A 13,567-nucleotide genomic window follows, 5' to 3' on the forward strand; every position below is an offset into this window, starting at 1 on the left:
CCCCTTTTAATACAATTTATTCTGCACAATATCAACAAGTGCTCTTGTAAAATTAGTTTTTGTAAAACGTCCTACTACTTCAAGACCATTTGGGCTTTCACGAACAACTGGTACTGCATCGATTTGTTTTTCAATTAAACTTTTTGCTACTTCAAAAATACTATCTTCTTTATAACAAATCGTAATATTGGGCATCCTAGTCATAATAATATCTACAGGTAGCGTTTGCAAATCTTTTGAACCAATACTCGCTCTTAATAGATCCTTTCTAGAAAGAACTCCCACAAGGACTGAGTTTTGATCAACCACAAATAATGTACCAACATCCTCTAAAAACATTGCACATACCGCATCATATACCGATGAGTTACGATCTACAACTACAGGTATGGATTGAAAATCTTCAACTGATAGCTTTTTAATTTTTTCAAGAATTTGTGTATCGTTTGTTTTGCCTGTAAAATAATAGCCTACCCTAGGACGTGCTTCTAAGTATCCTATCATTGTCAATATCGCTAAATCAGGTCTTAAAGTTGCTCTCGTTAAATCTAATAGATCTGCTATATTTTCTCCTGTAATAGGTCCTTTATTTTTGACAATCTCGATGATCTGCTCTTGCCTTTTTGTCAATTCGATTTTAATCACCGCCTAACTAGCCAAACTATGTTATACTATCTTCTAAATATTATATACTATTTTGCAAATATAAAAAAGAAAGAAGGAAATATAATAACACATTTCCTTCATTTTTATGACCAATTTATTTCTTTTTTAACTCAGAAATAAATTGATGCATTGTATTTAGTTGTTCTAGAAACTTTCGAGATTTTAAATAGATACCACTATATTCATCATAATAGGCAAATAATAAACTCTGGAGTTGTTTCTTTGTTCCATCACTTACTTCAATCTTACCAAGTCTGTGAACATCAAAATGATAGAATAAACGAAGTAACTTGACTACTTTTTCACTAATTTTAAAACTATAGTTATCGATTTGTTGACACTTTTGACATAGGAATCCGCCTTCTTTAACGGAAAATGATACAAATAGGCAATCATTTGCACTACAGCCACAGTTTATACATTCATCAAAGAAAGGATGTAAACCAAGAACTGGAATCATTTTTGTCATATAAATATACGCCAACACTTCCGCATCCGTACCTTCATTCATATAGTTTAGTAACTGATAGAGCAATTCAAATAAAAATGGATTATTCTTTTTTTCTTCAACTGCTTTATCCGTTAATTCCACAAGTAAAGATGCATAAGAAGTTGCAACTAAATCCTCCCTGAGATCACGAAATGAATGAATAATTTCACCTTGGCTTAAGGTACCTAATCCAGATCCTTTTTGTATTAAAAAACTTCCGTATGTAAAGAGCTGTGACGAAGATGCAAGACGACTATTTGTTTTCTTTGCCCCCCTTGCCACAACTCCTATTTTACCTAATTCCCTTGTAAGTAATGTCAAAATTATATTTGATTCTCCATACGGATTTGTCCGTAAGACAATCCCTTCTACACGTTGTAGCATTTAGCTCACCGTCCAAAAATGGAAAGAAGGCTAAGTTTGCGGGGAATCAATATCAGCTATTTCTTCTTCAATGTAACTTTTCAGATCAGCTATATCTTGTTCAAGCTCCTTAAATAGAAGATATGTTTCGACATTTCCACTTTTTGAAAAGACATCCCAGGTAAAATTCAACATTGAGAAACCACCTTTCAAGAATAGTACCACTCATTGCGTATTACCTTTAGCTAATTTATTTCCCAGCTTACTATTAAGATGACCTTCTCTCCCCGTTTTCATGTGTTTAAAATTTTTCTAAAAAACTTGACTTTCCCCAAATTTTCTTTTAAGGATTTTTCGTAAACTTTGTTGCTATTTAAGAATGCGATAAGTTGATTAGAACGTAGGGATGCTCGCTTTCCTAGGGGCGTGAGCTGAGCCTCCTCGTCGCATACGCTCCTGTGGGGTCTCAGCCTTCCCGCTATTCCCACAGGAGTCGAGCATCCTTCCGTTCCAATCATCTTCTGTCTTTAAAGTTACATAACCTTATAGCAACAATCTTAAAAAAAGAGCCTTTCGTAAAACTACAATCTTTTAAATAAGAGACATCCATGCTAATAAAGTTCACACCATTACGCTGAAAATAAAGAATTCATCCTATAATGATTGTCTATTAAGATGTTATTTTCAGGTAGCCTTTTTTAATACTCATCCTCACGGAATCCTAAATCACGTAATTGTGACATGCGATTACGCCAATCCTTTTGAACTTTTACCCATAATTCAAGAAATACTTTCGTACCAAGTAAATTTTCAATATCAAGTCGTGCTCGTTTCCCAACTTCTTTTAGCAAACTACCTTGTTTTCCAATAATGATCCCTTTTTGAGAAGGACGTTCTACGATAATCGTAGCATTTACATAAATCGCATTTCCTTCTGGTCGACGTTCAATTTGTTCAATTACAACTGCAATTGAATGAGGAACTTCTTCCCTCGTTAAATGTAAAACTTTTTCTCGAACTAACTCCGAAATAATAAAACGCTCTGGGTGATCTGTTACTTGATCAGCAGGATAATACTGCGGACCTTCAGGTAAATATTTCTTAACAACATCTAAAAGTCGATCTACATTATTCCCTTGCAGTGCAGAGATCGGAACAATTTCTGCAAATGGGTACAAGTCTTTGTATTTATCAATAATTTTGAACAATTCATCAGGATGAATTGTATCAATCTTATTTACAACTAAAATAACTGGACTTTTTGTACCTTGAAGCTTTTCAATAATAAATTCATCACCACGACCAAGACCTTCGTTAGCATTGATCATGAATAATGTTGCATCAACGTCTTTTATAGACTCTTGTGCCGTTTTAACCATAAAGTCACCTAGCTTGTGCTTAGGCTTATGTATTCCTGGTGTATCAATAAAAACAACTTGTGCATCATTTTCTGTATACACACCTTGAATTTTGTTACGTGTTGTTTGTGGCTTATCACTCATTATGGCAATTTTTTGGCCGATCACTCGATTTAAAAATGTACTTTTTCCTACATTTGGCCTTCCAATAATTGAGACAAAGCCTGATTTAAAACGATCCTTTTTCATTTAAGTCCTCCGGTGTAAATGCTCCTGGCAGCAATTCTTTTACTGTTGTTTCCTCCATATCACCTTGTAGATTTGATAAATACACTGGAGTGTCTCCATCAAAAAACTCTACCATAACTTGACGGCATGCTCCACAAGGTGGTACAGGGCGCTTAGTATCTGCTACAATCGCAATTGCAGCAAAATCTTTCTTTCCTTCTGATACTGCTTTAAAAATGGCTGTACGTTCAGCGCAATTAGATAGACCATATGATGCATTCTCCACGTTACATCCACGAATAACCTCACCATTATTTGCTAAAATAGCTGCACCTACTTGAAACTTAGAATATGGTACATATGCTTGTGAACGTGCTTTTTTTGCTTCTTCTATTAAAAGATTTTTATCCAACTGACAGTACCTCCAATGAAAGAATTTTATGTGAATCCTTATTTAAGTAGTATAGAGAAGTATGGATAAAATAGCAAAACTCCAACTATAACTGACGCTATTGCTGTTACTAAAACACAACCTGCTGCTACATCCTTTGCAACTTTAGCCAAAGGATGGTAATTCGGCGAGACGAGATCAACAATGGATTCGATGGCAGTATTCATCATTTCCATCGCCATAACTAATGCAATTGAGATGACAAGAATGATCCACTCAATCCGTTTTATTTGAAAATAGAAACCTAAGAAGGTAACAAATATAGCAGCTAACATATGGATTCGAAAATTACGTTCTGTTAAGACAGTTTTATAAATTCCGCTAAATGCATAAAAGAAACTTTTTAAAAGAGTATTCTTCGCAAAATTATCGCCCGAGCCCATATTGATCCAAAATATCCTTTTGTTTTGTAAACATAATTTTTTCTTCTTCTTCTGTCATATGATCATAGCCAAGAAGATGTAAGCATCCATGCACTGCTAAAAAACCTAACTCTCTTTTAAAAGAATGGCCATATTCTTCTGCTTGTGCCTTTGTTGTTGGAATGGAAATAACGATATCCCCCAATGTTCTTGGAAAATCCGCTCCAATTATTTCAATTTCACCTTCACCCATTTCTTCCATGGCAAACGAAATTACATCAGTAGCTCTGTCTTTATTTCGATACTCTTTATTAATTTCATGTATTCTTTCATCATCAACAAACGAAACACTCATTTCAACGTCTCCATCTACACCTTCGAATTCTAGTGTAAATTGTACAAGCTTTTGAAGTTCTTCCATTTGCTCCTCAGTTACTTCATTTGTTTCATCAATAAAATCGATTTCTAGATTCACGTTAATCACCTTACTTTTCTTGGTTTGGATATTGTATTCTTGAATGAAATGTTCCCTTTAATGTTTCACATAAAGATTGTTCAATTAAACTTAATTCTTTAAAGGTTAAGTCACATAATGCAAATTGTCCATCCTGTAATCGATCATTAATAATAGCTGAGACTAGTTCTTCAATTTTTTCCATATCTGGTTGTTTTAAAGACCTTACAGCTGCCTCAACACTATCAGCAACCCCTACAATCGCAGTTTCCTTCGAATGAGCTTTTGGCCCAGAATATCGAAACTCTTTTTCTGATACAGTCGGATTTTTTTCTTTTTCTTTATAATAAAAATACTTTAATAATGTAGTCCCATGATGTTCTGCAGCAATATCAATGATATCATTTGGCATTTTATATTTTTGAAGAATCTTAACCCCTTCGCTAACATGTGCAAATATAATATCTCTGCTTTTTTCAGGCGTTATAAAGTCATGCGGGTTTCTACCATTCATTTGATTCTCAATAAAATATCCTGGATTTACTGTTTTTCCAATATCATGATAATATGATCCAACCCTTGCAATTAAGCCATTGGCACCCACCGCTTCACAAGCTGCTTCAGCTAAATTGGCAACCATTATACTATGATGATATGTACCTGGAGTTTCTAATAATATTTTTCTTAATAATGGGTGATTAGGACTTCCTAGTTCCATTAGTTTAAATGGTGAGACCATTCCAAATGAATCTTCAATAAATGGTAAAACTCCCATCGTGATGATACTTGAAAGGATACCAGACCCTAAACCCATTAGTAAATTTATACCGATTTCTACCGATGAATATTGACCATTACGAAGAAGTAATAAGATTAAGATTGTCGCAACATTCACTAAGGAAATTAACATCCCAGAATGCATAACCATTGAACGTTTATCTCGTTCCTTATTCGAGAATAATACAGCGACCGCACTCATCAGTATATAAACACCTACATCGTAATTTAGTGTTCCATTTACACCTTGATTAAACATGATACTGCCACATATTGAAAAAATAAGTGATGACACAATAATGTATCGATTACCAAATAAAAATTTTATCAAAAGTGTACCAATCGCCACCGGTGTAATATATTCTAGTCCAGTAAATTGAACACTTTGAAATAAACTTATCCCTTTGATTATAAGCAAAGTAAAAATAAGAATAGAAAAATAAGCAACACTATAGAGTAATTCTTTTTTTTCTAACATATGTAATTGCTTATAAATAAAGTAAGCAAACAAACCGATTAGTAATAGTAATCCTATGTATGGTTGATAAGTTTGGTTTTTATTTAACAATCCAACTAATTGTAATTGATCATACTTTTCTTTCGTAATGGTTTCTCCTTCTTTTACCAGTACTTGCCCTTGGAGAATATAAACAGGATTCACTTGTTCACTTTCTATTCTTTTACGTTCTTTTGTTGCTTCCGCATCATAAAAATAATTTGGCACAATCGCAAATTGCCCAATTGTAATCATCGCTTTCTTCAAAGTAGAATTTAAACTAACGTATGATAATTCATTTGAAAGTTCTTTTTTTGCTTGTTTAACTTGATCCGTCCGAATTTGGTCTGACATCACACGATTAATCGAAGTTGTTAATGATGCTCTGGCAATATTTAATTCCTGCGGAGAAGCTTTCAATAATGCAGCAAATACATTATCATCAAAATTATCTATTATATCATTAGGAAGTTTACCTTTTACATTTTTTACTTCCTCATCTATTAAGGCTTGTCCCTTATTTTTACTCTTTGTTCCTGTATTTTGTTGTACTTCTACAACTACATCAAATATTGAATTTACAATGTCAATTCGATTTTGATTATAATCCTCTCGATAGACATATTGATCTTTTACTCGATCAGATGCTTCTTGTCTCTTTTTCGCTGTTGCAGCTTTATCTTCTATTGTAATAGGTGAGTAGATCGTTTTGTTTGAGATGGATAATAGTTCTAAATCATATTGTACTGGTTTCACATTATTGAGTAACAGGAAGTAGGTTAACACACTGAACAAAATGATTAAAAAAGAAATGATAACTGATTGTTTCTTATTATCTTGAAGTAAATTCTTAAGACGATCCATTTCTTCCCCCTCTTACACTAAAAATAACAACAATGTAAAAAAGTTTATTATTAGTAGTACTTTCCGTAGTTTTTGTAATTAAACACGAAATGACCCTACAAAACAGATTAGGGCCATTTTAAATCACTCGTTTATATGATCGTATGCTCGAATAATTTTTTGTACAAGTGGGTGACGTACGACATCTGTTTGTTCTAGAATTGTCATGGCGATTCCATCTACGTTTTGCAATGTATGCTGAGCTGTAATTAAACCTGATTTTATACCTTTTGGTAAATCGATTTGTGATGGATCTCCAGTAATAACCATTTTCGAACCGAACCCTAAACGAGTTAAAAACATTTTCATTTGAGCCGAAGTTGTATTTTGTGCTTCATCTAAAATAACAAATGCATCTTCTAGCGTTCTTCCTCTCATATAGGCAAGAGGCGCTATTTCAATTGTCCCTCTTTCAATCAATCTGACAGTATGTTCTTGCCCTAAAACATCATGTAAGGCGTCATATAATGGACGTAAATACGGGTCAACCTTTTCTTTTAAATCGCCTGGCAAAAACCCTAAGCTTTCACCAGCTTCTACCGCAGGGCGTGTTAAAATAATTCTTTTGACTGTACCATTTTTCAATGCCTGTACTGCCATGACCACTGCTAAATAGGTTTTACCAGTACCTGCGGGACCTATCCCAAACACAAGGTCATTCGTTTGAATTGCTCGTAAATAACGACGTTGACCGAATGTTTTAACACGAATAATCTTACCTTTGGAGTTTTTGATAATCTCTTCTTCATATAGCTTACTAAAAGAAGCGAGACGCCCTTCCTTCCCCATTTGAATTGCGTATGTAACATCTCTTGACGTAATAGATACTCCGTTTCGAATAACGATTAACAGAGCTTGTATAATTTTTTCAACTAATTGAACTGCTTCTTGATCACCTGAGACTTGTAAAGATTCTCCTCTTGAAACGATTTTAACCTTTAGCATTTGCTCAATAATATTTATATGCGTATCATTCGTACCAAATAAGGCAATTGCTTCATTTGGATCATCTAATTGTTGATTAATCGTTGTAAGTTGTTCTGGCATTACTCAGTCCCCTTGAACAATAGTTTGTGGTTTTGATATTACTTCATTTATTTTATAAAATATTCTTATATTAACTTTACCATTGTCAATTGACTCGTGCAAAACTTTTTCACTTAAAATTTTCGCATCTTTATCTAAATCTTTCATGACATCTTTCCTACCAATTTTTAATGCAACCTCTTTTGCGTCTTCTTTTGTATAAGTTCTTGTTACTTCTTTGCTTTCAAATTGCGTATTTTTTGCTAGATATATTGGTAATTTCCATTTTAAAAATTTTATTTGATACTCTTGCTTTTCATCTTTATACCGTTTAAAAGTATTTTTATCAAATCCCCAGTATTTTATTTTCATTTTACCGATTCGTATAAAATAATTTCGTTTTGATTTACCAGATAATAATTGAAAATTCGTATGAATTGGTACAGTAACGTACTCTTCTCTCCATACTTCTCCCATTATTTCACCAACAGCAGGAACCGGTATCGGATTTTCTTCCGTACCAAGTAAGCCTGATACTAAAATTTGTCCTTTATGAACAAAATCATTGATCGTTACTAAAGGCTTTCCTTTTTCGACATACATCCCTGTTACAATCGCTTTTTCCTTCGCAACAATGTGTTGAGGTTTTAAAATCGGATCAGGTTTTGGTAATTTCTTTTCTACAACTTGAAAATGGAAGGTCGTCCCATATAATTTTACGCCAACCCAAGTAATAGAAGGAATTTTATCTTGCAATTTTTTTTGTATCTCTTGTAGTTTTGGGATGGAATACTGAGTAACCCCTCTTTTAATCCCCATACTATTTAATTCTTTCATTACCTTATACTCAACACTCGGCGAAGCACCGACTATTTCAATTTTCCAAACCATATTTGACAATATAAATAAGAGACTAACAAAGGTAAGAATCCCCGTTACAAATCCAATATGTTTAATGGCTCTTTTTAATTGAAAAGGGAATCCTTTTCTACTAAGAAACTCTACCTTATATATTTTTTTCCTTGGTATTTTTCTCAATCTTTTTAAATCTGTTAATTCGATTTTAAACAGAATACATTGTTCTCCAACCTTTTTAATATCTTTTAAAGGTATACCTTTCCTCATGCAATCATTTAAATATCTTTCAGGTCCAATCCCTGTAACTTTTACTTGTACAATACCGGTTATCTTGGATGTCCAATTATTTCTCATTTTACTCCCCCATGTCTCATAAATGTCCATGGTGTCATCACTCGGGTGTCTATTCATTTACAAAGTAAACGTGTTCAATAACTCCTTCTAACAAAATCTCTTCAGGAAGCATTGTTTTTAAGACAAAATCCTTCCCCTTTATTAATAATTGACCGTTTTTCAATAGCAACCGAAGTTCCTTGTCAGAATAGACAAGTAATCCTCTATGGTTCTCTATGTAAATATGTAACTGACCGATCATTGTAATTCTTGGTAATTCTAGAAGTACATCCGGTGGTAAGTCCATCTTATTAGACACCCAATTTTTTATGTTTTGGCCCAATTTTTTCAAGATCGACTCACCCCTTTCATCTCATATGTATGATTGAAAATGGAAAGGTATGATAAGGAATTCAGAGGAAAGGAGCAAAAGGAAAGGAGATATGGAAAAGGTGAAAGAATCTTTAGGAAAATTAGGATCCGGGGTATTGTTGGAGAAAAAGAAAGGACTTCAATATAAAAAAAAAAAAAAAATAAACGCCTAAAATTAGGCGTTTATTTTAGTAGACTAGCTACAGCATTTTTCACGGAAGAGCCATCAGCTTGTCCTTTTACTTTAGGCATTACTGCGCTCATTACTTTACCCATGTCAGCTTTCGTTGTAGCGCCAACTTCAGAAATTGTCACTTTGACAATTTCAAGTAGTTCGTCTTCAGATAATTGTTGAGGCAAGTATTCTTCTAATATAAGTAATTCTTGCTTTATTTTATCCACAAGGTCTTGACGACCAGCTTTTTCGAATTCCAGGAGGGAGTCTTTACGTTGTTTAACTTCACGAGTTAAAATTGTTAACTCTTGATCAGCTGACAAGGTAACATTATTACCCAAGTTAATCACTTCATTTTGCAATGAAGCTTTTACCATTCGAATAACAGTTAACTTATCTTTATTTTTTTCCTTCATCGCTTGTTTCATATCCTGATTCAAACGTTCGAGAAGACTCATAGTAACACCCTCTCTTAGAATTTACGTTTTCTAGCTGCCTCTGATTTTTTCTTACGTTTTACACTTGGCTTTTCATAAAATTCGCGTTTTCTTGCTTCTTGAAGCGTACCAGTTTTAGAAACTGAACGTTTAAAACGACGAAGAGCATCTTCTAAAGATTCGTTTTTACGAACGACTGTTTTAGACATCTTACTTTCCCTCCCTCCAAGCTACCACTTGCAATCAATAAAGCATGTAAAAAGAAATCACTTTTCAACATGTCTTTTACGATTATAATACATAAGCTAATAATTGGCAACAAGTAATTGTCAAGGTAAGACCTTAACAGAGTGGTTTTTTGAGAGAGCAAAAATAGGTGGAAAGTATTTTTATCACTAACCACCTACTTAGTTTATTCTTTTAAGAATAGATTATTCATCTTAAACATAGCGTATTTCCCTATTATTAATAGCCTTCCTTTGCAACATTTCCTTGAACAATTGTCATTCCGTTACTTGTTCCGATACGAGTTGCTCCAGCTTCTACCATTTTTTCCAAACCTGCCAAATCACGTACTCCCCCTGAAGCCTTCACTCCAATGCCAGGACCAACTGTTTTACGCATTAATGCAACATCTTCAACAGTTGCACCACCAGTTGAAAAACCAGTTGACGTTTTAACAAAATCCGCTCCAGCTTTTACAGATAACTGACAAGCAACAACTTTTTCGTCATTTGTTAATAAACTTGTTTCAATAATAACTTTTACAAGAGCTTTATCTTTCGCTGCTTGTACAACTGCTGCAATATCTTGCTCAACTGTTTCAAAATCTTGATCCTTTAAAGCACCAATATTGATGACCATGTCAATTTCCCCAGCACCATTTTCAATTGCATTTGTTGTTTCAAATGCTTTAACTTCTTTCGTATTAGCTCCTAATGGGAAACCAATTACAGTACAAACCTTTACTTCTGTACCTTTTAATAAACTTGCACATAATTTAACCCAAGTAGGATTTACACAAACAGAGGCAAATTTAAATTCCTTTGCTTCAGCACAAAGTTTCTCAATTTGTTCTTTTGTAGTTTCCGGTTTTAAAACTGTATGATCAATCAGCTTTGCGTAATTTTTCGTCATATTTAATACCCCTTTTCATAAATAAGTTTTCCTAACTAGAGACAATTCTTTATCTCGTGCAATCTCTTCAATTGATATAGTACCGTTATGTATTGTTTGATGTTTTGTGGAAGATTATTACAACATTTTTTATTTAAGAAATTAATGGTAGATCAATTTTCAAATGCAAATAGCAATTCAGTCTCACATACTACTTCTCCTTCAACTGTAGCTATCCCTTTCCCTTTTCCAATTGAGCCTTTTAAACGTGTGATTTCAACTTCTAGTCGAAGTTGGTCTCCTGGGGCTACTTGGCGTCTAAATCGACAGTTATCAATACCTACTAAAAATCCTAAGCGACCTTGATTTTCTGTTTTTGATAACATGACCATACCAGCTACTTGGGCTAACGCTTCAATAATCAACACACCTGGCATAACTGGAAAATCGGGAAAATGACCGTTAAAAAACTCTTCATTTGCTGTAACGTTTTTTATCCCAACTGCACTTTTTCCTTCTACCATTTCAACAATCCGGTCCACTAAAAGAAAAGGATATCGATGTTTAATCACATTTTTTATTTGTTGTATATCCAACATTTTCACACCCCACTTCTCTATTTTTTTAATGTTCTTACAAGTATTTTAACACTAGTTGTTATGAGTTGGTACTAAAAAAGTAATCTAATTTTTCATAAGGCTGTATATGTAAAACTTTGTTGTTATTTAAGTATGCGGTAAGTTGAATTCCGCTCCAATCAACTTCTTAATCAACAGTTTCATATAAAAATGTATTGTAAAAATCAACAATCTTTTAGAAAAGAGTATTTTATTAGTAAGATAAAATTCTTTAAAATTTACTACACTACACTTCAGTTGATATAATGAAGAATATTCCAAAATACGTAATGTATTTGTTGATGGAGAGGGATTTTAATGAGGAAAAAAGTGATATTACCACTTACAATCTTTACCGTTATTTTTATCGGTATTAATTTATTTCTTGGTATTCAAGGTTGGAAATATATCGATAGTATTTTTAGTTATAATCCACCCTCTTTTTTAAAACCAATTTATTGGGTAGCATTCTGGTTCTTCACTTTTTCGTATATTCTTTCGAGAGTCTTTAAAAATGCTTTATCTAGAAATGCATTTCGTTTCTTACATAAAATAGGTGCCTACTGGATAGCAGTTTTTTATTATGCATTACTTTTGGTCTTAGCTGCAGATATCGTTGCTTCTATTTTAAAAAGAGTAACAAACTTTTCAGAACGTGGGATTACAATAACCCTAGGTACATTTGTCGTTTTACTTATCGTTATTGTTATTAGTAAAAGTCGCTGGAATGCTTTAAACACGAAGATTTCACACTATGATATAACAATTCATAAAAAGAACGAGAAATACGAAGAACTTTTTATTGTTTTAATTTCTGATCTACATTTAAGTACACTCGTTACAAACAATCGTTTAGATTGGCTAGTAAACGAAGTGAATGGTTTGTCACCCGATTTAGTTTTAATTGCTGGTGATATTATTGATGAAGACATTACACCATTTGTTGAAGAAAAAATGACTGAAACATTAAAGAAGCTTAGACCAAAACTAGGTACATTTGCTGTGCCCGGTAACCACGATTATTATGGTGGTCATCTTCATCATCTTGCTGATCACTTAAAAGAAGCAAATGTTAACTTTTTATTAGATGAATTTCAGTTAGTGGATGAAAGTTTCTATATAATTGGTCGAAAAGATTTAGCAAGTAAACATCGTTTAGAAGTAGAACAAATACTTGAAGAAATTGATCTAACTAAACCACTCATCCTTTTAGATCATCAGCCTTTAAAATTAGAGGTTCCTACAAATCTAGGCATCGATTTACAAGTATCTGGCCATACGCACAGAGGACAATTCATGCCAAATCACTTCATAACAAGAAAAATTTTCGAGCTAGATTGGGGCTATTTAAAGAAAGAGAATAGTCACTTCATTGTATCTTCTGGATTCGGTACGTGGGGTCCACCAATTCGAAGTGGGAATAACTCAGAAATTGTTACGATTAACGTGAAGTTTGACTAAAAAAGTATTCATTATAGCAACGGAATAACCGTTTGTTATAATGAATACTTTATTTATTTATTAATTTTTCGAGCTTCTATTAATTCGGGTATTTTTCCTTTTAATTCGGCCGCTTCACCTTTTTTATCAGCCAGTTTCGCTATTTTATCGGTTAGAACCTCTTTTTTTGAATTTTGAAGACTGATTCCTATAATGTTAAATTAACAGCTATTCCTTTTCATAAATTAAAGATAATCTTTAAAAAATTGTCCATGATAATATCTGATTATTTACGATTTCCCTGTGATATACTAATACCAAGCAACATATATTAAAAAAGATCAAGTGCTACCAACACTTGGCCGAGCAACAACAATGCCGGTCATGGCATTCGCTCACTAGTGAGAAATAGCCCGAACCGTTGGAGCAGTAGGGGCTATTTTTTTTGTTATAGCAATTACTAATGCGATAATTGTTGCAGTTAATGTAACTACAAACATCATCCCTGCTATTACAAGTGAAATCGCCTCGTAAGATGTCATTGGCATCACCTCCTTCCACTTTAATGTGGAAGTGAGCTTTTGCCACCCCTATGCTTTGTTGTGCCTATTTCTATTTTCTCATTTAAGTTGATTGATTTTTCAT

At 33.4% G+C, this 13,567-nt stretch carries 17 protein-coding genes; 1 reads left to right on the forward strand and 16 read right to left on the reverse strand.

Features of this window, described 5'->3' with window-relative positions:
- Positions 1–6 precede the first annotated feature (6 nt).
- The 15 genes from J5Y03_RS00085 to fabZ all read right to left on the reverse strand — a co-directional run bounded on the left by J5Y03_RS00085 (position 7) and on the right by fabZ (position 11,464).
- A complete protein-coding gene (locus J5Y03_RS00085; protein ID WP_209401062.1) occupies positions 7–645 on the reverse strand; it encodes a helix-turn-helix transcriptional regulator in 639 nt (212 codons plus the stop codon).
- A 115-nt stretch (positions 646–760) separates the two neighbouring features.
- Positions 761–1,540 carry a DNA repair protein RecO gene (recO, locus tag J5Y03_RS00090; protein ID WP_209401065.1) on the reverse strand — a complete coding sequence of 260 codons (780 nt, stop codon included), beginning with the start codon at positions 1,538–1,540 and terminating at the stop codon, positions 761–763.
- 30 nt (positions 1,541–1,570) lie between these two features.
- Positions 1,571–1,714, reverse strand: coding sequence for a YqzL family protein (locus J5Y03_RS00095; protein WP_209401067.1), 144 nt, complete (start codon positions 1,712–1,714; stop codon positions 1,571–1,573).
- A 503-nt stretch (positions 1,715–2,217) separates the two neighbouring features.
- Entirely contained in the window at positions 2,218–3,126 is a 909-nt protein-coding gene (gene era, locus J5Y03_RS00100; protein ID WP_209401070.1) for a GTPase Era, read from the reverse strand.
- A complete protein-coding gene (locus J5Y03_RS00105) occupies positions 3,107–3,517 on the reverse strand; it encodes a cytidine deaminase (RefSeq protein ID WP_209401073.1) in 411 nt (136 codons plus the stop codon). Before J5Y03_RS00105 ends, era begins: the two co-directional genes overlap by 20 nt.
- Before the next feature lie 38 nt (positions 3,518–3,555).
- Entirely contained in the window at positions 3,556–3,939 is a 384-nt protein-coding gene (locus tag J5Y03_RS00110; RefSeq protein ID WP_209401077.1) for a diacylglycerol kinase family protein, read from the reverse strand.
- Positions 3,923–4,393: an rRNA maturation RNase YbeY gene (gene ybeY, locus J5Y03_RS00115; protein WP_209401080.1), complete on the reverse strand. Its 471-nt coding sequence runs from the start codon at positions 4,391–4,393 to the stop codon at positions 3,923–3,925. The genes J5Y03_RS00110 and ybeY overlap by 17 nt, the downstream gene beginning before the upstream one ends.
- Before the next feature lie 10 nt (positions 4,394–4,403).
- Entirely contained in the window at positions 4,404–6,509 is a 2,106-nt protein-coding gene (locus J5Y03_RS00120) for an HD family phosphohydrolase (protein ID WP_209401082.1), read from the reverse strand.
- 123 nt (positions 6,510–6,632) lie between these two features.
- A complete protein-coding gene (locus J5Y03_RS00125; RefSeq protein ID WP_209401085.1) occupies positions 6,633–7,595 on the reverse strand; it encodes a PhoH family protein in 963 nt (320 codons plus the stop codon).
- Between the two features lie 3 nt (positions 7,596–7,598).
- Positions 7,599–8,786 (reverse strand): sporulation protein YqfD, encoded by a 1,188-nt coding sequence (gene yqfD, locus J5Y03_RS00130; protein ID WP_209401088.1) that lies wholly within the window; start codon positions 8,784–8,786, stop codon positions 7,599–7,601.
- 49 nt (positions 8,787–8,835) lie between these two features.
- Entirely contained in the window at positions 8,836–9,120 is a 285-nt protein-coding gene (yqfC, locus tag J5Y03_RS00135) for a sporulation protein YqfC (protein WP_209402160.1), read from the reverse strand.
- A 200-nt stretch (positions 9,121–9,320) separates the two neighbouring features.
- Positions 9,321–9,770 carry a GatB/YqeY domain-containing protein gene (locus J5Y03_RS00140; protein WP_209401091.1) on the reverse strand — a complete coding sequence of 150 codons (450 nt, stop codon included), beginning with the start codon at positions 9,768–9,770 and terminating at the stop codon, positions 9,321–9,323.
- Between the two features lie 14 nt (positions 9,771–9,784).
- Positions 9,785–9,958, reverse strand: a complete 174-nt coding sequence (gene rpsU, locus J5Y03_RS00145; protein WP_003152957.1) for a 30S ribosomal protein S21 — start codon at positions 9,956–9,958, stop codon at positions 9,785–9,787.
- A 256-nt stretch (positions 9,959–10,214) separates the two neighbouring features.
- Complete coding sequence (deoC, locus tag J5Y03_RS00150) at positions 10,215–10,886, reverse strand: deoxyribose-phosphate aldolase (RefSeq protein ID WP_209401094.1); 672 nt, start codon at positions 10,884–10,886, stop codon at positions 10,215–10,217.
- 152 nt (positions 10,887–11,038) lie between these two features.
- Positions 11,039–11,464 carry a 3-hydroxyacyl-ACP dehydratase FabZ gene (gene fabZ / locus J5Y03_RS00155; protein WP_209401097.1) on the reverse strand — a complete coding sequence of 142 codons (426 nt, stop codon included), beginning with the start codon at positions 11,462–11,464 and terminating at the stop codon, positions 11,039–11,041.
- 336 nt (positions 11,465–11,800) lie between these two features.
- Between fabZ and J5Y03_RS00160 the strand changes: the two genes are divergently transcribed.
- Complete coding sequence (locus tag J5Y03_RS00160) at positions 11,801–12,943, forward strand: metallophosphoesterase (protein ID WP_209401100.1); 1,143 nt, start codon at positions 11,801–11,803, stop codon at positions 12,941–12,943.
- 377 nt (positions 12,944–13,320) lie between these two features.
- On the opposite strand, the gene J5Y03_RS00165 is transcribed toward J5Y03_RS00160, so the two are convergent.
- Entirely contained in the window at positions 13,321–13,464 is a 144-nt protein-coding gene (locus tag J5Y03_RS00165) for a hypothetical protein (RefSeq protein WP_209401102.1), read from the reverse strand.
- Between the last annotated feature and the right edge of the window lie 103 nt (positions 13,465–13,567).

The organism is Gottfriedia endophytica (genome assembly GCF_017814275.1).
GTDB lineage: Bacteria > Bacillota > Bacilli > Bacillales > Bacillaceae_G > Gottfriedia > Gottfriedia endophytica.